Annotated in this window: 24 protein-coding genes and 2 pseudogenes; 16 read left to right on the top strand and 10 right to left on the bottom strand. The window is 44.5% G+C overall.

Going from position 1 to position 23,083, the window contains the following annotated elements:
• Positions 1 to 80: 80 nt before the first annotated feature.
• Complete coding sequence (locus ACVA54_RS02950; protein WP_446649390.1) at positions 81 to 899, top strand: 5'-methylthioadenosine/S-adenosylhomocysteine nucleosidase; 819 nt, start codon at positions 81 to 83, stop codon at positions 897 to 899.
• Between the two features lie 62 nt (positions 900 to 961).
• Here ACVA54_RS02950 and ACVA54_RS02945 read toward each other — a convergent pair whose 3' ends face one another.
• The gene (locus ACVA54_RS02945; RefSeq protein ID WP_446579236.1) at positions 962 to 1,348 is read right to left on the bottom strand and encodes a universal stress protein; all 387 of its coding nucleotides are present in this window, start codon (positions 1,346 to 1,348) and stop codon (positions 962 to 964) included.
• 73 nt (positions 1,349 to 1,421) lie between these two features.
• Positions 1,422 to 2,306, bottom strand: a complete 885-nt coding sequence (locus ACVA54_RS02940; protein WP_446596843.1) for a LysR family transcriptional regulator — start codon at positions 2,304 to 2,306, stop codon at positions 1,422 to 1,424.
• Between the two features lie 94 nt (positions 2,307 to 2,400).
• Between ACVA54_RS02940 and ACVA54_RS02935 the strand changes: the two genes are divergently transcribed.
• Together ACVA54_RS02935 and ACVA54_RS02930 are read left to right on the top strand one after the other, a co-directional pair.
• Positions 2,401 to 3,303, top strand: a complete 903-nt coding sequence (locus ACVA54_RS02935; RefSeq protein WP_446596844.1) for a DMT family transporter — start codon at positions 2,401 to 2,403, stop codon at positions 3,301 to 3,303.
• Between the two features lie 194 nt (positions 3,304 to 3,497).
• On the top strand, positions 3,498 to 4,589 hold the full coding sequence (locus ACVA54_RS02930; RefSeq protein ID WP_099079683.1) for a transporter substrate-binding domain-containing protein: 1,092 nt from the start codon (positions 3,498 to 3,500) through the stop codon (positions 4,587 to 4,589).
• Between the two features lie 68 nt (positions 4,590 to 4,657).
• Here the strand turns inward: ACVA54_RS02930 and ACVA54_RS02925 are convergent, their stop codons facing one another.
• The 4 genes from ACVA54_RS02925 to pncB form a co-directional block, all read right to left on the bottom strand.
• Complete coding sequence (locus tag ACVA54_RS02925; protein WP_446579233.1) at positions 4,658 to 5,176, bottom strand: glycine zipper 2TM domain-containing protein; 519 nt, start codon at positions 5,174 to 5,176, stop codon at positions 4,658 to 4,660.
• Between the two features lie 223 nt (positions 5,177 to 5,399).
• Entirely contained in the window at positions 5,400 to 5,747 is a 348-nt protein-coding gene (locus ACVA54_RS02920) for a GlpM family protein (RefSeq protein ID WP_099079682.1), read from the bottom strand.
• Positions 5,748 to 5,751: 4 nt separating this feature from the next.
• A complete protein-coding gene (locus tag ACVA54_RS02915) occupies positions 5,752 to 6,111 on the bottom strand; it encodes an acyl-CoA synthetase (protein WP_446579248.1) in 360 nt (119 codons plus the stop codon).
• A 123-nt stretch (positions 6,112 to 6,234) separates the two neighbouring features.
• A complete protein-coding gene (gene pncB, locus ACVA54_RS02910; protein ID WP_446649389.1) occupies positions 6,235 to 7,545 on the bottom strand; it encodes a nicotinate phosphoribosyltransferase in 1,311 nt (436 codons plus the stop codon).
• A gap of 390 nt (positions 7,546 to 7,935) precedes the next feature.
• Between pncB and ACVA54_RS02905 the strand changes: the two genes are divergently transcribed.
• Together ACVA54_RS02905 and ACVA54_RS02900 are read left to right on the top strand one after the other, a co-directional pair.
• Positions 7,936 to 8,661 (top strand): NUDIX domain-containing protein, encoded by a 726-nt coding sequence (locus ACVA54_RS02905; protein ID WP_099079650.1) that lies wholly within the window; start codon positions 7,936 to 7,938, stop codon positions 8,659 to 8,661.
• A gap of 31 nt (positions 8,662 to 8,692) precedes the next feature.
• Positions 8,693 to 9,346: a nicotinamidase gene (locus ACVA54_RS02900; RefSeq protein WP_099079649.1), complete on the top strand. Its 654-nt coding sequence runs from the start codon at positions 8,693 to 8,695 to the stop codon at positions 9,344 to 9,346.
• A gap of 90 nt (positions 9,347 to 9,436) precedes the next feature.
• Here the strand turns inward: ACVA54_RS02900 and sodC are convergent, their stop codons facing one another.
• From sodC to ACVA54_RS02885, 3 genes and pseudogenes are all read right to left on the bottom strand, one after another.
• Complete coding sequence (gene sodC / locus ACVA54_RS02895) at positions 9,437 to 9,949, bottom strand: superoxide dismutase [Cu-Zn] SodC (protein ID WP_446649388.1); 513 nt, start codon at positions 9,947 to 9,949, stop codon at positions 9,437 to 9,439.
• Between the two features lie 158 nt (positions 9,950 to 10,107).
• Positions 10,108 to 10,295 (bottom strand): annotated as a pseudogene (locus tag ACVA54_RS02890) (DNA-binding transcriptional regulator YciT); the annotation flags it as partial.
• A complete protein-coding gene (locus ACVA54_RS02885) occupies positions 10,291 to 10,671 on the bottom strand; it encodes a VOC family protein (RefSeq protein ID WP_446596846.1) in 381 nt (126 codons plus the stop codon). The pseudogene ACVA54_RS02890 and the gene ACVA54_RS02885, both read right to left, overlap by 5 nt.
• Before the next feature lie 193 nt (positions 10,672 to 10,864).
• Here ACVA54_RS02885 and ACVA54_RS02880 point away from each other — a divergent pair, with 193 nt between their 5' ends.
• The 7 genes and pseudogenes from ACVA54_RS02880 to ACVA54_RS02850 all read left to right on the top strand — a co-directional run bounded on the left by ACVA54_RS02880 (position 10,865) and on the right by ACVA54_RS02850 (position 16,983).
• Entirely contained in the window at positions 10,865 to 11,344 is a 480-nt protein-coding gene (locus ACVA54_RS02880; protein ID WP_099079646.1) for a peptide-methionine (S)-S-oxide reductase, read from the top strand.
• Positions 11,345 to 11,682: 338 nt separating this feature from the next.
• Positions 11,683 to 11,910 (top strand): annotated as a pseudogene (locus ACVA54_RS02875) (PTS fructose transporter subunit IIB); the annotation flags it as partial.
• 130 nt (positions 11,911 to 12,040) lie between these two features.
• Positions 12,041 to 12,202 (top strand): hypothetical protein, encoded by a 162-nt coding sequence (locus tag ACVA54_RS02870; protein WP_172438127.1) that lies wholly within the window; start codon positions 12,041 to 12,043, stop codon positions 12,200 to 12,202.
• Between the two features lie 68 nt (positions 12,203 to 12,270).
• Positions 12,271 to 12,621, top strand: coding sequence for a rhodanese-like domain-containing protein (locus ACVA54_RS02865; protein WP_099079645.1), 351 nt, complete (start codon positions 12,271 to 12,273; stop codon positions 12,619 to 12,621).
• A gap of 673 nt (positions 12,622 to 13,294) precedes the next feature.
• Positions 13,295 to 14,353: a hypothetical protein gene (locus ACVA54_RS02860; RefSeq protein WP_446649387.1), complete on the top strand. Its 1,059-nt coding sequence runs from the start codon at positions 13,295 to 13,297 to the stop codon at positions 14,351 to 14,353.
• 419 nt (positions 14,354 to 14,772) lie between these two features.
• Complete coding sequence (locus ACVA54_RS02855; RefSeq protein WP_119464105.1) at positions 14,773 to 16,377, top strand: ABC-F family ATPase; 1,605 nt, start codon at positions 14,773 to 14,775, stop codon at positions 16,375 to 16,377.
• 177 nt (positions 16,378 to 16,554) lie between these two features.
• Complete coding sequence (locus ACVA54_RS02850) at positions 16,555 to 16,983, top strand: VF530 family protein (protein ID WP_119464197.1); 429 nt, start codon at positions 16,555 to 16,557, stop codon at positions 16,981 to 16,983.
• A 140-nt stretch (positions 16,984 to 17,123) separates the two neighbouring features.
• Here the strand turns inward: ACVA54_RS02850 and ACVA54_RS02845 are convergent, their stop codons facing one another.
• The gene (locus tag ACVA54_RS02845) at positions 17,124 to 17,582 is read right to left on the bottom strand and encodes a GNAT family N-acetyltransferase (RefSeq protein ID WP_099079642.1); all 459 of its coding nucleotides are present in this window, start codon (positions 17,580 to 17,582) and stop codon (positions 17,124 to 17,126) included.
• Positions 17,583 to 18,145: 563 nt separating this feature from the next.
• Here ACVA54_RS02845 and ACVA54_RS02840 point away from each other — a divergent pair.
• From ACVA54_RS02840 to ACVA54_RS02825, 4 genes are read left to right on the top strand one after another with little or no spacing between them, the layout of a single operon-like run.
• Entirely contained in the window at positions 18,146 to 20,311 is a 2,166-nt protein-coding gene (locus ACVA54_RS02840; RefSeq protein ID WP_446649386.1) for an FUSC family protein, read from the top strand.
• A 13-nt stretch (positions 20,312 to 20,324) separates the two neighbouring features.
• On the top strand, positions 20,325 to 21,974 hold the full coding sequence (locus ACVA54_RS02835; RefSeq protein ID WP_446641698.1) for a TolC family protein: 1,650 nt from the start codon (positions 20,325 to 20,327) through the stop codon (positions 21,972 to 21,974).
• A complete protein-coding gene (locus ACVA54_RS02830) occupies positions 21,974 to 22,177 on the top strand; it encodes a DUF1656 domain-containing protein (protein ID WP_119464108.1) in 204 nt (67 codons plus the stop codon). The genes ACVA54_RS02835 and ACVA54_RS02830 overlap by 1 nt, the downstream gene beginning before the upstream one ends.
• Before the next feature lie 12 nt (positions 22,178 to 22,189).
• Entirely contained in the window at positions 22,190 to 23,077 is an 888-nt protein-coding gene (locus ACVA54_RS02825; RefSeq protein WP_446641699.1) for an HlyD family secretion protein, read from the top strand.
• Positions 23,078 to 23,083: the final 6 nt, after the last annotated feature.

Below are 23,083 nucleotides of genomic sequence, written 5' to 3'. Positions count from 1 at the left end.
AAAATGAATGGGTTTGCCAATTGACGCAAACGTTTGCCGTTGGTAGATTGCGCCCACTTTTTCTGTCGTAAGTATGTTCTATGCAAATCATTAAACATTTTACAGCACTTATTCCTGCTGTTCTTTCCTTCTCTATTTTCGCACAAACCCAACCTATTCTTGTTCAAGGCGCTATGGATATCGAAACAAGCACCTTAGTGGAAGCACTTGATGAAAAAAAAGAAACCATCGTTGGCTCTTGGACATTCTGGGAAGGTAAAATCGATGGCTATCCAGTCGTCGTATCTCGTACTGAAGTTGGCCTCGCTAACGCTGCCGCATCAACAACCATTGGTATCGAATACTTCAAACCAAAGTACATCATCAACCAAGGCACGTCCGGTGGCCATGACCCTAAACTTTACCGTGGTGACATCGTGGTAGGCGAAGCGAGCTTCAACATGGGCGCTTACAAGTCACAGTTCACCGAGAAAGACAAAGGCATCGACCCAACCAAATGGCAGAACTTTGACGTAACCATGCGTCTGCGTGAAAACGGGGATTTTGTTGAATACAAACAGTTCAAGGCGGACCCTGAGCTTGTAGAAACGTCGTTCTTACTCTCTGAGCAATATAAAAAAGGTAAAGTGGTTAAAGGGTTGATTGGCTCCGCTGACGAATGGAACCGCGAAGTAGACCGTATCAACTGGTTCCACGAGACTTTTGGTACGTCCGTAGAAGAGATGGAAACCTCCTCTGCCGCACTGGTTGCTCAAGCTTACCAAGTGCCATTTGTTGGGATTCGTATCTTGTCAAACACTGACCAACACAAGCAAGACTTCGATCCGCTAACGGCGGTTGATTGTCAACTATATGCCATTGACGTAATCAAAGCGCTGATCAAAAAACAATCATTCTAACTAAGCATCAAGAAGGGAGGCTCAGCAGAGTCTCCCATTGCGTTTGTTCGTTGAGTGGCAATTCAGTCCAAATACACAACCAACAAATCTGCCTCAATCGCATTGGCTAAAGTTGGTATTGAGGAAAACAGACGACTCATGAACTTATGATGGTGCCCACAAACCACTAGGTCGATGTTATTTTCCTTCGCGATACCGGCAAGCTTGATATGCAAATCCCCGATGACAACCATGGTCTCGGCAACCGGATAGTCACTTTGCTCGGCTAAAGATTGAAGCTCTTGCATTAGCTTCCGTTCGTCCTTCGATTCCAACGCGACTCTGTCGTGATCGACAAAAACAAAAGAAAGTTTACTGTTTGCATCTTTTGCAATCGAGATAGCTTTATCTATCACCGCTCGACTTGAATCCGATAAATCTACTGCCACCAATATGTGCGCATAGCTCATGATATTCTCCCACTGATTTATCTAAGTTAAGTCTAGCACCACAGGGGAAGCTAACAGCCACCCCCCCCATACGCTACAAACACTGCTGCTTGAGCCAATTGGTTAACTTCATGATTTCTGGCTGACGAGCACGATTCTTTTTATGCACAAAGTAAAAGCTGTCTCCCGTGTCCAAACCATGGGAAGGGATGTACACCAAGTCCTGAGCCTTATCTCGCTCATTCAACATGAAGTCATTGGCGAACGTGATGCCTTGGTCATAACGCGCGGCCTCGATAGCAAGTAGCATGTGACTAAAATGTTGTATATCCACATCCTTCGGCAACTCATACCCACCAACTTTGCACCACTCTGTCCAATCTTTGCCACGCTCACGATAGATTGAATCGGTAGACAGAATAGGATATTGCCAAAGCGCTTCTGGCAATGGTTGATCTTGGATTTCCTTCCAAAGGTTGAGACTGCAAACCGGATATAAAGTCTCATCATACAAACGCACTGCCATGTAGTTACGCTTTGGCTTTTGTACCGTAATAAAACAATCGCCCACACTGTCGGTTTGCTCTGGATCGCCTGCTACCATATTCAAAGTAAGCTCGATATCAGGATGTAATCGTTTAAAGTCAGCAAGGCGTGGTATCAACCATTTCACGGCCAATGAACTATAGATCGCCAATCGCAGACTGCCTTTGTCGCCTTCACGCACCTTTTGGCTTGCCATTGCGATTGAATTGATGGCAGGACTAATGTCTTCAAGGTAACAAGCCCCCGTTTCCGAGAGTGATAACTTACGCCCCTGGCGTATGAACAAGGCCTCCCCGAGATAATCTTCAAGCAATCGAATCTGATGACTCACTGCACTTTGGGTCACGTTGAGTTCTTCTGCGGCGAGAGAAAAGCTCAGATGACGAGCAGCCGATTCAAAACAATGTACCGCTCTTAAAGGTGGCAACTTCATTATCTAAAAATCTCATACTTAATATAATAAATATCATTTCACTTCATCCTATGACATCCCCTACTCTTTGGCAAAGAAACCGGAGAAGAATAAAGTGAAAGTCACATCTGTCGGCGTAGCGATGCTGCTATTAATTGTTGGTAACCTAGTTGCGGTACTCTCAGACGCTTTGATCAAAAGTGTCGGTAATGAGGTGCCGGTTTTTCAGTTCGTGTTTTACCGACAGCTATCTGCTGTAATGATGTTATTGCCAGTGTATCTACTGACCAAGCAAACACCATTAATGGAAGGCTTTAAGTGGCATGCGGTACGGGCACATGTCTGGTTATCGGGGGCGATTTTCATGGTTTTAGCCATCTCGTCGATGCCACTCGCAACCGCTAATGCGATCTTCTATACCGCGCCGTTGATCATGCTGCCACTGGCTGCAATATTCTTTGGGGAAAAGCTTTCCGCGCAATCTATTGCTGCGGCTGTGATGGGCTTTGCCGGAGTGATTGTGATTATTCGTCCAGACCAAATTGATTGGGCAGCGCTGTCTGCATTAGTCGTTGCGGTCACACTCGCTATCAACAACCTACTGATCCGTAAGCTACCACAAAATCAATCGGTGCCACATACGCTACTGATGACCAACCTAGCCGGCATACCTGTGTCACTGTTATTAGTGTTTATTGAAGGCGAAACGTGGGATTGGCACTCCTTTCCTGTTGCGGCGGGCTCAAGCTTGTTCATTATGATTTATGCCGCAACTTGTGTACTGGCTTATCGCTCTATCGACAGTAACAAGGTTGCTAGCGCAGAATACAGCGGTTTGATTGGCGCCGTGATTGTGGGATTGATTTGGTTTGGTGAAGTACCTGATGCCTTTATGGCAATTGGTACAGTAATGATTGTCGTGCCTCTGATTTGGCTATCCAAACGCGAGCGCAGAAAACAAAAACAAACCGCAAAACTTGCAGAAGAGCAACAGCACCATCAAGCGCCTATGGCGTAGTCGAAACCGAAACAAGGGGCAATTCACTGTCCCTTGCTGTTTGGTCTCAACTGCTATAGTTAATTCTGTAAAAAGTAAAACTAGGGCAGCATGAATTCGTCATCATCTCATCAATCTTTGTTCTTCTAATGCTTATTGGGCGTTCGTTCGCCCTTGATGCAGTTCATTTCCTGCCTCTTATCGAGGTCTTGTGCATGCAAAACGTATTTAAATCTACACTTCAACACACAGTCATTTCAGTACTTTTTCTTCTTTCCTTATTCAGTAGCGTTTCTTTGGCCTCTCCTATTAAAGTAGGTACTTATCCCTGCCCTCCCTTTGTACTTGCTTCTTCCGATACCCAACTGAGTGGACTGAGTATTGAACTGTGGGAACGCATTGCGAAAAGCATGGAGGTTGAATTCAGTTTCGAAATCCTTCAACTCGATGAACTCCTTCATGCGATCGAAAACAAGCAAGTCGACATCGGCGTTTCGTGCATTTCGATCACACCAGAGCGTGAGTTATTCGCCGACTTTTCTCACTCCTTTTATGAAACCCACCTTGCTATCGCCGTGAAGAAGCAAAGCTACCTGCATACCTTGCAATCGATTTTTTTAAACCCCGCGTTGTGGTTAATCATCGGAGCCATTGTCATCACCGCAGGGGTGGTTGGCGCATTTTTCTACCTATTGGAGAAAGGAAAGAACGAAAAACTGTATTCGATGAAGAGTAGAGTAGGCCGTTGGATAGAGAGTTTTATTTTGGGCTTGCTCTTCATCACGCGTGGACCATTCAATTACTTTGAATTTAAGAGCTTAACCGGACGTATTGTTACCGTGCTCATTGGCGTATTTAGTATGCTCTTTATCGCCAGCATTACTGCCGTATTAGCCAGTAAACTCACCCTCAGCCAGGGGTATTCACAAATAAAAGGAATAAACGACCTCGCCAACGTGCAAGTTGGGGCTAAAGATGCAACCACCTCTTCACTGTTACTTACTAGCTTTGGCATTCGCCATAAGCGCTACGATGATATGCCAGAATTGCTTCAAGCCTTAGAAAGGGGAGAAGTTGAAGCCATTGTCGGGGATGATGTGATACTTAAATACATGATCGGCAATGGAAGAGTAAGTGGACAGTTCGAAAAACTAGAAGTATTACCTTATCAATTAGAAAAACAAAACTATGGCTTCATCATCACCGAAAACAATCAACATGAAGAAGAAATTAATCGCGCATTATTACAGATTAGAGAATCGAGAGAGTGGCGAAAAACCTTAGTCGATTACTTTATTGAGAAGTAGATCATAGATATCAAAAAGCCCTTTGTTAATCAAAACAAAAAGCTTTTTGAATTCAATTATGTCAGCAATTATTGTGGGAGAATCACTTTGCCATCTTGGATTGGGAAGGTTTTCCCCGCAGGCTTACTTTGCAAACGCACTGTCGTTGGCGTACCAGCCACCTCATACGTTACATTGTAACCCACAACCTTTTCAGATGCGGTGTATTCTGTGTGACATTTCTTTTCGGTGGTCGTAACGACATCACCTTTTTGTACATTATCTTGGATCTCACGACCAGCTAATGCGCCAGCAATCGTACCGGCAGCTGTCGCAATCACTTTACCTGAACCACCGCCAATCTGATTACCAAGCGCCGCTCCTGCTGCTGCACCCCCTACGGTACCCAGTAACTTGTTTTCATCTTTTGGTTGAACCTGATGCGTCACCACCACGTCTTTACACACTTGGCGCGGTTTTTTTACCGTTTCCGTCACTGCATCAACCATCGTGATATTTGCTTCCGTCGGCATTGGTGGCATTTTGTCTTTACAACCTACTAAGACAGCAACAACCACCGCTGCAATTGCAATAGATTTAATATTCATGATTCCCATCCAATATGGTTTTCTCTATTTTTCAGTATGGTAAATCGAAAATTTAAATCCGCATCAGGAGACGACAAGGCCTATGTCATTAACAAGTAAAAAACCGCATGTTATAAAAAATTGGTCAGAAGTTGATACGAAGACTGTCAGCCTATCTGCCTTCGTATCACTGAGTTCAATAGCTGTACTAAGAGGAAAGTCACCCACTAATGAATAATGCTAACTACGCAGGCACCATCCAACGAGTCCAAAACGCCAACAACATCGATGCACACAAAACCCAAACTAAAGTGGCCGAGGTTAACGTACCAACTAAGCTCAAGCGATAGCTAAAGTAGAACACCGAAATCAAATAAGCACTATATGGAATCAATGAATAGATCCCAAACAGTGCCGTTTCGCGTAGCGCTTCCATGTCACGCTCTGTCCCTACAATAAAATGTGCAATTAAAGCAAACGTAGGGAAAAGCGGAATCAAGCCCGCGATATAGAAGCTTTTTGATTTTGAAAGCAGCGCAATCAGCATTACTGCCGCTGCGCCTAGCAAAGATTTAAGAAATAAACTGGTCATCATTTTACGCCAAACTTAAAAACAGCTCATCGTCTGTTAGGTACTTATGACGGTGGCTCAAATTACGCAGATGCATAAACATAAAGTCAGGAAAGCCTGGCGCGATGATTTTATTTGGTTCCCAAAAGATGCCACCGACAAACACATAGCGTCCCTGATTATCATCATCGTGCAAAGGATTATTAAGCGGGGTAGACAACTCTGCTCGGCAACCTTCAACCACACAAACGATTTGCCCTTTGAAGATACCCACAACACGTTTGACAAGATTCGCTTTGATACCACACTTCCACGCTTGACGCGTTGCCAGTTCGTAACCGTGTTTTCTTATCGTTTTTTTCTGCAAGTGTACAACCAAGTTCATCATTCTTTCCTGATTCGTCTTTGTCTGTACTATAACCAAATTACCCTCTAAGGTTGCCGATATAAATTTATCGAAACCATAGAGGGTGATGATTAAATTCGAACTGAATTAGAAACTTTTTATCTATGCATCAATCAGATAGTTATCACCTTCTTTTTCAAGCCGGTCAAGTAAAGTTCGGCACTCATCAAGGTCAAGTGACAGATCAAAACGACGCTTTAGGTTCATTAAAAAGAAGATGTCTTCACACATCGCTTTTTCTGGCTCATCACTGATCTTCGCCACAGGAGAACCATTGCATGACACCATTTTGATCACGATCGACAGCGGTTTGTAGGGAATTCTCTGGGCATTCACATAATCACCCATGTCATTGGCAAGCGATGTACCAATACCGAAGCTTACTTGCACACGGTCTTGAAAGTACTCGCAGATATCGAGGGCTTGTTCGAAGTTAAGGCCATCCGTAAACACTAAAGTTTTGGTCATCGGGTCGATACCAAGAGACTGGTAGTGCTCAATCATCTTCTCACCCCACGTGTACGGACAACCACTGTCATGGCGTACACCAACGTAAGCCTTACTCAGTTCTTCATCGAAGTCCTTCAAAAAGGCATTAATACCAATGGTATCAGTAAGAGCAATACCTAACGCGCCCTTAAACATCTCTTGCCAGCGTTGCAACGCCACTTTCTGAGAGTCACGTACATTCACTAACGCTTGGTGTCCCATGAACCATTCGTGTGCCACCGTGCCAATCGGCGTGAGATCGAGCTCTTTAGCCAAGTGGTAATTACTGGTTCCAGTTAGGCAATTAGGCAACTCTTTGCTCAAGTACGCTAACATCAAACGCTGAGCTTGAAATGAAAAGCGACGACGCGTCGACATATCCGCAAATTTGAAATTAGTGATATTACGACGTTTCAGTTCAGTTTTGAGATGACTAACTTTCTCTGCAAGAACGGCTTGGAACTGCTCGACTGGAATGTCTGACCAACGTACACGGCTGCGCACTTCAGAAACAATACTCATGATGATGGTTTCGTAGAGAATGGTTTCTCTCCATAGACCATTGATGGTGATACGTAATTGGCTTGAGCCATCGGCCATGCTCTTGATATTGAAAGCAACATCACGCTGAGGATTAAAACGAAATGCATGCAGACCATCGAGAAATTCTGGAGAAAGGTAAGGCGCGATGCGCTTCATGTACTGAATTTCTTCGCTGGTAAAGCAGACGTCTTGCAGCTTAAGTACTTCCGCTTTTACTTCTGGCAATAATTCAGATAGCTCCTCATTACTGCGCACAATGAACTTGTAGGACACCATCGCATCTGGATATAACACCGCTACGGCGCTCATCATATTCACTTTGTATACGTCGAAATCTAACGCACTTTGAATGATACGAGACGAAAATAAATTGGTGGTCATTCTGAGCCCTTCTACACGCCCTTTTTCGTTTATACCCAAGTACCATCAGCATGGTGCAAGCCGTATCTTATTGTTTTCCCAATTAAGTTCTAAAAACGTTCTCAACAAGGCACACTTAGGTATATAACTTATTGTTACTAACTGAATTGCGTAAACAATAAACACCCACTTAAGGTTTGTCAACCTTTGTTACTAACCACTTATTTTTATGGTTTTTTTATGCGCAACCATCCTTCAGTTACTGTGGATAACTTAACCATTCAAATATCGTTATGTTTGATAATGATAATAAATGCTTGCAAAAAACGTTTCTAACAATAAGTTACTTACCCATTGATCGACTGCTTGTTATGCGCTAGATTACTCACAAATCAATCTCAGGACACCATCATGATAGTCACCGTCGATATCATTCCATTTAGGTTATCAGGCCGCGCTGATAAAGGACTGGAAGTATTGCTTATCAAGCGTTCGAACCCTGATCGCCCTTACCATGGCGTATGGGCTTTGCCTGGTGGATTCGTTTTTGATAAAGATATGACCCAAGCAGGTGGCCGCCCAGCAGATGAAAACTTCGAAGCGGCTCGCCGTCGTATCTGCCGCGAGAAAATTCACACCTATCCACGTCACTTCAGCGAAGCCTTCATTGACGGGGACCCAAAACGCGATCCAGAAGACTGGAGTTTGAATATCACCCACTATGCGCTAGTCGACGGCAATAATATCGAACAGATCAGCAACGCTGGCGTAGCAGAATGTCACCTCAAGTGGTTTTCACTACGAGCAATTCTCGATGGAGAGGAAAGCCTTGCATTTGACCACCAGAACATGATTGAGAAAGCATGGCAGAAGTTACGGGCCTCTATCGAGTACACCTCTGTCTTATTGTTTGCACTCGACAAAGAGTTTTTGGTCGCCGATATCATTGCCGCTTACCAAGAGTTTGGTATTGATATCAGTCGAATGACGATCAAACGCCGCTTGGTTGACTCTGGCGTACTCAAACCAACCAACAAAGTCGCGTCCACCAACAAAGGGAAAGGCGGTAAGCCTGCCATGGTGTACACCCTTGCAAGCGACGAAGTGACTTTTTTCCAAAACTGCTTGCGTGGCTAACGCAAACATAGAGACAGACAAGGAGTCTGCCATGACAGTTCGAGTAAACTACCAAACCACCGCTGTGATCGACGTGGATCCTGAGAAAGGGTTCACCGAACTTTGCCCTGACGAACTGCCAGTAACAGGCGCATTAGAAATCGTTCCAGAACTGCAAAAGAACCACACGAAGGGGCGCTTAAAATTAGTCAGCCGAGACTTACACCCGCCCAAAGCAGCGTGGGATGCAGAAACGCCAGCCAATATGCTTGAGCCTGTAGGCCTACCAAACGTGGACATTAAGTGGAACCGCCACTGTGTGCTTGGCACAACAGGTGTAGAACTGCTTGATGGTTTACCACCCGTGCTTGAATACGATTTCCAAGTGAACAAAGGCATGGAGCCAGACGCACACCCTTACGGGATTTTCTTCCATGATGCGGCCGACACCAAAACGACCGGAGCGAATGAGTACCTTAAGTTTCACAACATCGACACGCTCGTAGTCGGCGGCTTGGCGTTAGACTTCTGTGTCAAGACATCGGTTATTCAAGCGCTCAACTTAGGCTTTAGCGTGATTGTCAATCTAGCGTCAACTCGTGCAGTACTGCCAGACACAGTAGATTCGGTCATTGCTGAGTTGAAAGAAAAAGGGACGATATTCGTCGACAACGCTGACGAAATCCTTGTGGAAAAACTTGCGTAGTTCTCCTCTCTACAATTTGCCCTGTGGCGATTAAAAAACGGCCCAACTTATCTGGACCGTTTTTATATTTAAGGAAAGCTCAGCGAGAAATCACTGAATCACACCACATACAATGCGTGCTCCACCACCGCCAAGTTTAGCCGGATGATCAGAGTGATTATCACCACCCGCATGAATCATTAAGGCTCGCCCTTTGACATCCGCCTGTTTTACACGAGGCGCCAATACTGGCTGATCCGCCACACCATCGGCATTAACATATAACGCTGGTAAGTCACCTAGATGGTTACCATTCGTCCACGGGAACCCATGCTTGCCTGTTTCTTCTGGATCATAGTGACCACCAGTACCACCCCCCAATACGGTTTTGCCATCTTTGGTGCTGCTTTCACATGAACCGGTCGCATGCAAATGAAAACCGTGCACACCGGCAGGCAAACCTTTTAAATCGGGGGTAAATACCGTGCCGTATTCACTCGAACTGATCGTGACCATACCAGCCGATTTCCCCGAACCTAGATCGGTCATTTCCACAGAGAGAGGCTCCGCCAATACAGAGGTCGAGAGAAACATAAATGCCGCAAGTAAAGTGTTTGTTCTCATATCTTGAACGTCCTATTCCGTTGTAATTATTGGTACCAAACGATAAGTGACACGTAAGGAGTGCTGTGTGGGCTCCAACACGCTATATTCGCCATGAATTGCGGCAAATTGCTTCAAGTTTAGACCTACCTCTCCGAAAGTTCAGACGAAATGTCGCCCAATGTTTCGTTTGGTGACTCCAAATCCGCAGCTTGCTGGCTAAGGCTTGCTTGATGTCGAAACGCACTTCAAGTCGCGTATCGTTATCATCACTTTGCAAGGCGATGGTCGCGCCATGTATGCGCTTTGGGTAGCCTTGCTGCTCAAGGAAGTTCAAATCTTGCCTGATACTCGTTATACCGTTAACTCAGACGGTTACCATCCGGATCTAATACGCCGCTTTCGTAGTAACCATCGCCTGTTTGTCTCGGATCGTCGATCCATTGATAGCCATCACCCACCAAGGTTTTGGTTAATTGATCCACAGCCTGTTCTGAACCTAATGCAAAAGCAAAGTGCGCTAACCCTGTGACCTGCATCACCTGAAGTTTCTCACAGGCGGTCACACCTTCCATCGACATCAACTCCAATCGTACGCCACTTTCAAACGAAAGAAGGCAAGACGAAAACTGCTTGTTTGGGTAGTGATGTTTATCGTTAGAAACCGCATTAAAGTATTTCTCATAGAAAGCTGTTAGCTCTTCCAAACGTTCTGTCCAAATAGCGATAGGTTCAATTTTCATTAGGATTCCCCTTAGCTCTTAACTGCGCTCAATCTAACGAGGAAAGGCAGCACAAAAAAGAGAGCAAATCACAACGAGTTGTTCCTATTTTATGTCTGAGCTGCTCATTCGATAGGTTATTAACGCTATGGTTGGAGTTGTGTTTGAGCGAAAGTGATGCCCATAATGGCGCAAAGTTTTTCAGGACAGAATGATGGAAGAAATTTACTTCGCAGGCGGCTGCCTTTGGGGCGTTCAAGAATTTATGCGCCACCTGCCGGGCGTAATCAGCACCGAAGCTGGACGCGCAAACGGAACAACGGATAATACCCAATCCGAATACGATGGCTACGCAGAGTGCGTAAGAACGCAGTTCGATCCTGAGCAAGTTTCAGTAGAAACCTTAATGGGGTATCTGTTTGAGATCATCGATCCTTACAGCATTAACAAGCAAGGTGAAGACGTAGGTGAGAAATACCGCACTGGTGTTTATAGCCAAAATGAACAACACCTAACCATCGCGAAAGCATTTATCGCAGCAAGACCAGATACCAATAAGATCGCTGTAGAAGTACTGCCACTCACGAATTACTTGCCAAGTGATGATGAGCACCAAAACCGACTTACGCGCTTCCCAAATGACTACTGTCATATCCCGTTAGATTTGCTGCATAAGTACAAGAATCAGTCTTAATGGATCAGCTCAATCTACCGCGTGACAACCCCTCCTAATCTCCCCTTGGCTTCAAATTCGGAGCTTAAATTAGCCAATGTGTATCAAGGGGAGGAACTGTCCGAGATCACTCGTCGGCTTGCGCAATCCATCAATCATTAACCAAATGAAAACCGCAACATTAATTACATTTACCTCAATACTTCAGTACCTATGAGTCAAAAATGATTACAGAACTAACAAACGTCAATTTAATTAAAGGCAACCTTTAAGCAAATAATAAAAAATAAGTCTTTCAACAGCAGGCACAAATGCTATTAGAAAATAACCGAATCAGCAGCAAAGAGGCTTTTTTAACCGACATCGATGCCGTAACATGTTGTCCATCAGGCGTAGCACACACATTTATGACAACGAGAGCATTAGGAAAAGCAGGTGCAGCTGCAAGTCTGAAAATCAAAGTCGAAACACAAGGTGAAAACGGTATCCAGAACCGCATCACTGACCTAAATGTAGCAAACGCGAACGTTATTGAGTGTTCAACCAAAGAAGCGATGCGTAACGCAGCGACTCTTATTGAAGCTTAAACCTTAAGCATCTCTCCTAAGAGCCCTTTCCCCTAAAGGGCTCTATTTAATCATGCGGTTCCCCGTCACAAGTCTCCGGTCACCTGATACAGGTCTATACTTAAAATATGCTGTATAAGGGGAGCAGGTCATGGACTTTACAGAAAAACTCCGTTTGCGTGGCAAAGCTGAGGAAGACCGATTCTTCGCTGAGTTAGATCGCCAACTTATCGAAGCAATGCACGAAAAGCAGAAGCGTGAAAACGCCCCGCCGCAAGAATCGACCGACAACTCACACTTTCAAGAAAAGTAGTTAGTCTCTAAATTCGCCTCTATATGATATAGAAGAGAAGCATTCCCCATTAACTCAAGGATTACTTAATGAGGCTCCTCCCTCTCGCTTTATCCATTCTCTGCACCGCATTATTTCCGCCTACTACAGCACTGGCCTCTGAACGCGCAGAGCAAGGCTGGCAACTGATAGAACAAGGTGCGATGATTGTCGATGTGCGAACCCCACAAGAGTTTTCCGATGGGCACCTGGACAACGCAGTAAATTACCCACTTTCGGAGTTGGACAAACACTTTGCTAATGTCGATAAAGACACGCAGATCGTGCTTTACTGCCGAAGTGGTGCTCGCTCAGGCAAAGCATATCAACACCTAAAGTCACGAGGTTTCAGCAATCTTCATAACGCTGGTGGCTTCGCTGAAATGCAAGAAGCAAAATAGCGCAATTGCTCTCATTGAACAAAAAATAGCACACTACAATGTGTGCTTTTTATGCCTGTGTATTGATACCAAACCACCTGCGTGCTCTTCTCTTAAAAAGTATCAACAAACCCTGAACAGTTTGAGTTTTAAAAGAGAGAAATTCTCAGCTTTTTTCAAACATCCCCACGGCTTTCATCACTCCAGACATGAGCGAAGTGGAATCCGCTTTCTTTGATGAGCTTTGCATGACCTGTGGTTTTGGCGTAAGCGCTCGCGCAACTCTTCCAGCGCTTATTGGGTAGAGGATAATTCGGCTTGTTGGTTATTACTCATATTCAGTCTCTATATCACCATCACGATGAGTGATTGGATTATCAGCTAACCTTCTTACTGGATACCGTTACTTACCATCTAAAAACCAGATACATCGTTAAGATCGGAAAAATGCAATAAGACTAAACAAAAGTTGTATATTTGCGGCTCACCTCATATCCACATCCCTCTAAACCACATTCTCACGTCAATACGATCAACCAAATACAGTGAAAACACTGATATTACAACTGGTTATACAGGCACCCTTACAATATTCGTATTGCCTTCTGCTTTTATCAAGCGATACATTTCATCAAAATCACACCTGCAAACGCACAGCAATCGGTTAGATAAAGGACTAAAAATGAAAATAAAAATGACCAACTTACTCCTAGCCTCACTCACCCTCACAGGATGTGGTGGAGGATCCAGCTCAAGCAGCAGCAACACAGGCGGAAATAACGGAAATGAGACCGACAAAACACTCATAAACTCACTCGAGTTTGCCGACCAAAACCTGCATAAATGCGTAATGGCGGAAGCCGAGAATCGGGATCTCACCTACGCCGAGGAGATCTACACACTTAACTGTTCAGAACTTGGTATCAATACTATTGATGGCATTGAGCAACTCACAGAACTCAGCTCTCTCGATCTTATTAACAATAACCTACAACAGCTTGATCTAAGTAAAAACTCTGAGTTGTGGTACGTTGATGCACAGCAAAATGAAATCTACAGTGTCACGCTACCACACTCAAATCAGTTGCAGTTCCTAACACTGACAGAAAACGCATTGCAAACGATCGATATATCAAGCTCACCAAATCTAGAGCGGCTAACATTAGCAAACAATAAGCTGAGTAGTATCACATGGGGTAATGATCATAGTGCAATGACTCATCTCGACATTGATATGACTCTGATCCGAACGCTTGACCTATCATTAACACCAAACCTATTCGATTTATCTGCAGATTCAATACCGTTAAACGATCTCCAAACCGTGCCATTAAATAAACTGGATACTTTAGATTTGTTTAATACCGATATTGATGTGGAATTAAGTCATTTCCCAAATGCGCGAGCCTTCACCTTAACACCGCTGACCGACACCATCGATTTAAGTGGCAATTCCGAGCTGATATCTCTCGGGGTGTATGGTGAAGCATTAACCTCCATCGATATTGCCCACTTAACTAAGCTTGAGCGCTTGGTCATATGGACCGAAAATGTGACCGATATCAATCTCAGTAGCAATGTCGAACTTACCAACCTAACTATCGGTCCGCTTAGCCTAAACGATCTTCATATCGACAACTTAAACAAGCTTGAAGAGGTCGACGTTTCCTCGGCCACGCTTTCACAAAGTACTATCGATTACCTACAAGCTCAAAGCGTATCGAAAGGATTTAGCCTAACGCTTTTACCATAACGTCTCACTGTCATGGTTTCGTCATCGCAGGGCAGCGAGGCATGATTCACTTGTGCCACAGTTAAAACATAGCGATGCCTACAATTCTTGTGTTAACTCGTCTTAGAGACATGTTCACTCACCATTTGATAGGAAGCAAGCTTGCAGCATTGAACGATATTTCACCACCAATGTATAGATTGAACGCTTTGGCTGAATCTTCGTAGATAAAGGGCTATTTTTGCCGCCTAGCGCCTATAAAGCTCAACCATTTCCTCCCTTTTTGTTGTAAAAATCCCTGCGATATTAACGTGAGCTATATCACCTTATGAATGAATGAGCTAGAATGGCGGCCACATTCAATATGACCTTTTTTAACAGTATCTCGAAAGTGAATTAAGATCTTGTTATTAAAAGAAATTTACTTCGAGGGCACTGCTATGATAAGTACAAATAACATCACCATGCAATTTGGCGCTGAGCCACTGTTTGAAAATATTTCAGCCAAGTTCGGTAACGGCAATCGCTACGGCCTTATCGGCGCGAATGGCTGTGGTAAATCAACATTCATGAAAATCCTAAGCGGAGCATTAACACCAAGTTCAGGTAACGTTTCTATTACCCCGGGATTAAAGCTCGGCGTATTGAGCCAAGATCAGTTTGCCTTTGAACAGTACAGTGTGATTGACGCCGTGATCATGGGAGATCGTAAACTATGGGAAGTAAAGCAGGAGCGTGACCGCATCTATTCATTACCAGAGATGAGCGAAGAAGACGGCATGAAAGTGGCAGAGCTTGAAAGCGAATTTGCCGAAATGGATGGCTACACCGCAGAGAGCCGCGCCGGTGATATTTTGCTGCAAGCGGGTATTGAAGAAGAGTTGCATTTTGGCCTGATGCAGCAAGTTGCACCTGGTTGGAAACTGCGTGTGTTATTGGCACAGGCACTGTTTGCAAACCCAGACATTTTGCTACTTGACGAACCAACCAACAACTTGGACATTCATACCATCAACTGGTTGGCAGAAGAGTTAAACCAGCGAAAGTGCACGATGATCATCATCTCACACGATCGCCACTTCCTAAACTCGGTATGTACTCACATGGCGGATATCGATTACGGCGAGCTGCGCATTTATCCAGGAAACTATGAGTACTTCCTTGAAGCGTCAGGCTTACGTCGTGAACAACTCCTTGCTTCTAACGCAAAGAAAACAGCAGAAATTAATGAACTGCAAGAGTTCGTAAACCGATTTGGCGCAAACGCTTCAAAAGCAAAGCAAGCCAGTTCTCGAGCAAAAAGAATGGATAAAATCCAACTGGACGAAGTGAAATCAAGCAGTCGAGTCAGCCCATCCATTGATTTTGGTGAAGGTAAAAAACTGCATCGCTTAGCGCTTGAGCTGCAAGATCTTGGTCATGCCTTTGGCGACGAACTGCTGTTTGAAAAAGGTAATTTACTGCTGGAAGCAGGTACGCGCCTGGCGATTATCGGTGAAAACGGTGTCGGTAAAACGACCTTACTACGCTGCCTCGTCAACGAATTAGAGCAAACCCAAGGCGTGGTGAAATGGTCTGAAAACGCATCAATTGGCTACTGCCCGCAAGATAGCAGCGCAGACTTTGATAATGACCTGACGATTTTTGAGTGGATCTCCCAATGGCGAACGGTAAAGCACAATGATTTAATGGTGCGTGGTATTTTAGGTCGCTTATTGTTCACCGCAGATGATGCCAATAAAAAAGCCAGAAACTGCTCTGGTGGTGAGAAGAACCGCTTACTATTTGGTAAGCTGATGATGCAGGATATCAATGTACTGGTAATGGATGAGCCAACCAACCACATGGATATGGAAGCAATCGAAGCACTAAACAGTGCATTAAAAACTTATACAGGCACGTTGATCTTTGTCAGCCATGACCGCGAGTTTGTCTCATCACTTGCCACTTCGGTTATTGATGTGAAAGATAAAAAATTGGTGAGCTTCCAAGGTACGTTCGATGAGTACATGGCCCATCAGCAAAAGGTGCTTAACGCTGCGTAATGAAACGCAACGACGCCAAAGAACAGCGAATAACCAGACGGGAATTAAACGTCGAATTGCATAAAATAGATGCTGGCTATTCGCCGTAATGAATTAATCTATACCTTAGAAAGGTATGGTGGTAAGCCGAAGAGCACCACTGATAAAACTGAGGAGCTGCTCATGAACCATGAGTTTATGACTGAAGAAGAACGTATCGAATTACAGCAGAATAACCCACTGCACGGTCTTAAATTAGAAGATATGTTGAAGCAACTGGTTGACCATTATGGCTGGGAAATTCTTGATACAGCAATGCGTATGAACTGTTTCAATACCAACCCAAGTATTACTAGTAGCGTCAAATATCTGAAGAAAACTGAGTGGGCTCGCGAGCGTGTAGAGAACTTTTATCTATACCGCTTTAAACGCATGCCTAAAGCATCAGAGTATGAATACAACCTTCCACCGCGTGCTCGTACTTTCCCACATGGTTTAGAGCCACGTGAGCCAATGGAACTAACGGTAGAATCGATTTTAGCTTCGCAGGCCAAGGCGGCTTCAGCACATAAAGAACGTGCGTCAAAGCAGCGTGCTGAACGCGCCCGTTTTCATCGTCGCCGATAGTTTTTTAGTCATTCTTACAGAAAAAAGCTCTGATAACGTGCTCTCGAGAGTGATTTAATTGATTGAATTAGAAAGTCAAACATTGCTGTTTGGCTTTTTTTCAGCATCACAAATGGTGCATTACATACATCAGTACTACCTTAGCTCAACTCTAACGTCATAAATTGGCTATTGGGGTCGAATTCATAATCCGCAAACGGCTCACAGTAAATAAAGCCATGTTTTTCATACAAGGTACGAGCTGGCCTGAAAAATGCCATCGAACCGGTTTCTAAACTCAGGCGTGTTACTCCTTTTAGCTTTGCTTGCTCGATAACGTGAATCAGCAACTGGGACCCCACGCCTTGGTTTCTCGCCGCAGGCGTGGTACGCATGGATTTAAGTTCAGCATGTTGTTCGTCCAGCTTTTTAATCGCCACACAACCAAGTAACTCTTCATCTTTCCATCCGGTCCAAAACGTGACTTCTGCCGTTTTGAGTTTGTCCAAATCTAACGCGTGCACACTTTCTGGTGGCGAGGTGGCATACATATCTTGCAAATGTTCTTCTAGCAGCGCGATAACTTCTGATCTTTCTAAATTGTCGACTTCAATCTTCACATAGCCTCCTTAGGTTGCGCTTATTAATCATTCAACTGCACTGAATTCATTCCATAACCTAAGCTGAAACAACCTATTACTAAGCCCTAGTTAGATCACTTGTCGCATGATGTGCTGAAGTCCAACATGGCCACCGTGATAAACAGCGCTTGTTATGACAGAGGGCCGCAAACCAATAAAAAATAAAACTTTCCTCTCAACTTCTCTCCCATCATCTATGCTTTTGTTAGGCACTTGTTTTCACAACACTTTGGACGTGAACCATACCGAACAAACTGGCGACTTATATTGATGAGAAATTTAGATTGGTAATTTCTGTAAAACTGAATCCGTAACGAGGTTTTCTAGTTTAGCGTTTTTGTCATTTATCCCCCACGCCATAAGTAACGAGGATAGAGTGAATAATTGGGCGCATTTACTCGATTTGGTTTGGGCAAAGGACTTACAAGCCAACTCTTTTCAATCGCAATATCCGCCTCAATGATTTTTTCAGAACGAAATCCTGATTATTGATTGTTTACATTCATCTACTACAACCATACCCCAGAGCTAACTTTGACACGATGAACGATAAAAGCAAATTCGCCACAAAAGTAGCGCTTAGCCTGACTCTGGCTTATTTGATCCCGTTTGCTCTGGGTTGGCCGCAAGCCTCTACTGCCGCCACCACCGTGATGCTGATAGCTTGTACCGGCAGTCGCAGAGAATCTCTGGCAAAAGGGACACTGCGTGTGATCGGGACTTTAGTCGGCGCTGTCATCGGTTTGCTGTTAGTAGGCATGTTTGCCCAAGAGCGCCTGATGTACATGCTCAGCGTTTCTGTCGTGGTCTCCTTTATTTTCTATTTCCGCAATGCGTACCAGAAAGACCCTACGTTGCTCATGCTGACCGGTGTGATGACACTAATGATGTCTAATGGCGGGGACGCTGAAGGCGCGTTCCTTTACGGGGTTGATCGTGCCTACATGACGATATTTGGCGTTGTGATGTACACCTTAGTCGGAACCTTCTTATGGCCAACAAAGACTGAACAGAATCTACGCCAGATGATGGAGCAACTCAACCACGCTCAACATGCCCTATTTTCAGCGATTCTGCACAGTGTTGACGGAGATAAAGAATCAGCCTCTTCAGAACCGAATCAAAACGAAAAAGATCAAGAACCCAAGCCCACCATCGAAGCGCTTCTAGACCAAGTGTTCACTGCACAAAATGCACTGGAATTGCGGTTTGCAACCGTCAGTGCTGAATGCAGTGATGTCTCGGCTTATATTAAAGAGTGGCAACTCGCCGTTCATTTCAATAAACAAATCACTCAAGAACTAAGCGTTGCCGCACACCGCCATTTCAGCCATCAACAAGATCGACATTTTATCAATAACTTCGATGACGGCATCGAAGAAATTCAAGCTCTGTTTAAACGATGCCAAGAAATGTGGGACAACGATGGACCGGCTTATCGCACACAAGCCTTTAACGTCGACTACAACGAAGAAGCACTAGCAAGAGCGTCGCACCTAGAAAAAGGGTCAGCCCTAACACTTGGCCATTTAATTAAGCTGATGCACCAAAGCTTGTCACGATTAGCGGAAAGCATCAGTTGTATTGATTCTGTCACCAACAACATCTCGTTCCAACAAACGCTACCAATACAAAAAAGCAAATTTCTTTGGTGGGATGCGGAAAACTTTAAAACCGCGGTCAAAACATTGACCACCTATTGGATTGCCGGTCTCATTTGGATCTATTTCAATCCTCCCGGTGGCTACTCATTTGTCACCTTCTCCACCATTTTTATGTCGCTGCTGTCATTCGTACCCGTTCACCCAGTGGTGCTATTGATATTATTTACGTTTGGCTTCCTATTTGCGGTGCCTTCGTATGTCTTCATTTTACCGGGATTAGAGCTGGGAGCAGAATTAGGGGTGTTCATCTTCCTCTACACCTTTGTCGGCTTCTACCTATTTAAAGGTCCCGTCACCATCTTCTATATGATTGGTCTGTTTGTACTCGGACTCGATAACAACATGACCTATCACTTCGGTATTTTAATGACGATTATGACCTTGTTCTATATGGTGGTGTTCATGATCATTTTCGCTCACTACTTCCCGTTTAACTCTCGTCCAGAGCATCTATTCTTAACCTTAAAGGAACGCTATTTCCGGCACGTGAGGGAGTTGTTTATCTGTTATCACGAGCAATCTGAATCGACCTATAAAGAAAGCAAACGAGCACTGCATCTGATAACGCTCAATGTGTCTTCAAAAAAGCTCAAAGCGTGGGGATCTAAAATAAACCACAAGTTATTCAATAAAACACCACCAGAAGCGATTGGTGCTTTCAGTAAATCGTGTGATGCATTGAGCAACCACATCAACATTCTGGTTGCGGCAGAACAGAAGCTAACAAGTAACCGACTCATCAAACAATTACGTAATCAACACCGAGATACCATATTACCTTTGATGGCAAACGCGCTTGCGAGCCCCAAGACAACCACTGAACTCGATTCTGTGTTTGAACAATACAGTGAAGCTTACCAATCCTTTGAAAATAAACTGGAAGATTTCTTTAGTGAGTTGGATTTATCTGACTACGCTTATTCAGAGATAGCCGGTTTTTATATCTTACTGAATCTAAAACGGAACGTATTCGAAGCAATGACACAGTGCAAACAAACCTATGAGGGCATTGATTGGGTGAACTTACGTCAAAAACGGTTCTAACAGTGAGGATTTGATGCCAGAAATAACTAAACCAACCCTCGCGATACTCACTTTACTTGGGCTCAGTGCATGTACCACGGTGGGGCCGGATTACGTCCCCCCCAAACAACCCACTCTGCCTAATAATTGGTCACTAGAAACCTCCATTCAAAGCACTCAACCGTCAGAGCGAGAGCTACAACAATGGTGGCAACAGTTTAATGATCCGACACTCAATCAGTTAGTAGAGATAGCGAATCAACAAAACCTCGACCTAGAAGCTGCCGGGCTACGTATCGTACAAGCTCGTTCGCTTTTAGGCATTTCAACCGGATTGCAATACCCACAGGTGCAGACAATTTCCGGCAACTTAGCTCGGGCATACATCAACGACCAAGGGGTAAACAATGCCGCTTTTTCGTTCGATGCTGGGTGGGAAATAGACGTTTGGGGAAAGTATGCACGTGGGATTGAATCCGCTGAAGCAGGCTACTATGCATCTATCGCTTCCTACCAAGACATCATGATAACCATCACGGCTGAAGTGGCGAGAAATTACATCAACTATCGTACGTACCAAGAGCGTATTCTACTTTCTCGCCGCAACATTGAGATTCAAGAGCGGGTAACCCGTATTACTCAAATACAGTTTGATTCCGGCAACGTCACCGAACTTGACGTTCAACAAGCAAAAAACCAGCTGTACAACACCAAGGCGGCACAACCGGCTTTGGAAATCGCCATGAAGCAAGCCCGTACCGCATTAGCATTATTACTCGGTGTATTGCCAGAAGAGGTCGAGGCGTTACTGACGTCGGATAATTTTAACCAACGCATGGCGGAATACGAAAAACAATTTAAATCATCAGGAAGAAAGCCTGCGCAATACGATAATGATGCCTACTCTATTGTACCTCGCCCGCCGTATTTAGATAACAAAGTTAATGCCAATTTGGTTATGCGCCGCCCAGATCTACAAGTATCTGAAATGCAAGCTCGCGCTCAAAGTGCGAAAATTGGCGTTGCTGAATCAGCACTATATCCCAGCTTTTCGCTATTTGGGTCCATTGGAATTGATAGTACGGTCCCTGATGGAAACAGCTTTAGCTTCAGTGACTCACTGACTATGGTGGTTGGCCCAAGTTTCAGTTGGAATATATTCCAATATGGCCGGGTGAAAAATAACATTCGTTTTGAAGATGCACGCTTTCAAGAAACCCTCACCAACTACAACAAGAAAGTCCTACAAGCCGTTAATGAAGTGACTAATGCGCTAGAAGCATACGATTTGTATCTCGAGCAAAAATCATTGCGCCTGCAATCGGTAAACGCCTCAATTCGCGCATTTAATATCTCCATGATGCTGTATGAAAACGGCCAAATCTCCTTTGAGCGCTTACTTAAGTCCTTAGAAAGCATGACGCGAGCAGAAGACAGTTACGCAACCATCAAAGGTAATGTGGCTAACCAAGTGATCGCGCTTTACAAAGCGCTAGGTGGTGGCTGGGAAACAGAAACTGGCAAACCTTTCTTATCAGAAACCATCGCGAAACAAATGCAAGACCGCAGCGATTGGGATGATTTGCTAGACGAAGAAGAACGCCTCCTTCCGCCGCTTCTTCTCAATACACCATCAGACAAAGCGAAAACGGATAGCGCCCAACAACATAGGGAGGAGCCATAATGCCACATGAACTCTCTTGGGGTGACGTGTATTTCTCTCCTTTGTTATTGGCCCTATTTTTAGCGGTCACGGCAACATGGATAACGGTGATCATTTTAAACAAAACACGTCTGTCTCGCTTCATTGCGTTTCCGTCCCTGACATTTATTGCCATCATGGTGTTGTACGTGGTGGCCATCGACCATTTATATATACAGTTTTAGGTGCCCAGCAAGATGAAAAAACTACTCGTTATTGCACTCAATTTGGTCATTCTTGGTGGCGCGGCATGGCTGGGCTATCAAAAATTCGAAGAGTATTTTAATAACCCGTGGACGCGAGATGGACAAGTGCGCGCTAATGTCATCAAGGTCGCGCCACGTGTCTCTGGCCCTATCGTTCAGGTTGCGGTACAAGATAACCAATCTGTACAAAAGGGGGATTTGCTGTTCGAAATCGATCCAACGACCTATGAAGTCGCCCTATCCCAAGCCAATGTGTCGTTAGAAAAATCGATTGTTAGCTCTCGCGGGAAAAAGATTGAGTACGACCGTTTGAAGGACATTCGAGCCAAAGATCATGGTGCGGTTTCTCATAAAGATCTGATTCGCCGTGAAATTGCTTATCAAGAATCGTTATTACAAATTGAATTGGCCAAGGAGAAACTGAAGGCTGCGCGTCTCAATCTAAACTACACCAAGGTCTACGCATCCGTAGATGGTTTCATTTCCAATCTCGACATTCGTGACGGCACTCAAGCGGTCGCAAACCAACCGCTCGTCGCCCTTGTAGATAAAAATAGCTTCTGGGTATTTGGTTTCTTTCGCGAGAATCAACTCGCTCAAATTCAGCCTGGTAACGACGCGCGCGTCACTCTAATGTCACATCCAGATACCCCGATTGATGCCACGGTGGAGTCTATTGGGTGGGGGATCGCCCCCAAAGATGGCACCGTCGGATACAACCTTTTGCCAAACGTGAACCCGGTATTCCAATGGATTCGTTTGGCACAACGTATTCCCGTGCGAATTTCACTTCGAGAACTTCCTGAAGACATTGATCTTCGATTCGGGCTTTCTGCGTCCATCATGGTGATGAAAGAGTCATCACAAGAGCAAGAATAAGGATTG

This window comes from Vibrio sp. PNB23_22_6, assembly GCF_052877535.1.
The sequence above is the reverse complement of the archived record's forward strand: the minus strand, read 5'-3'. Positions and strand labels throughout refer to the sequence as shown.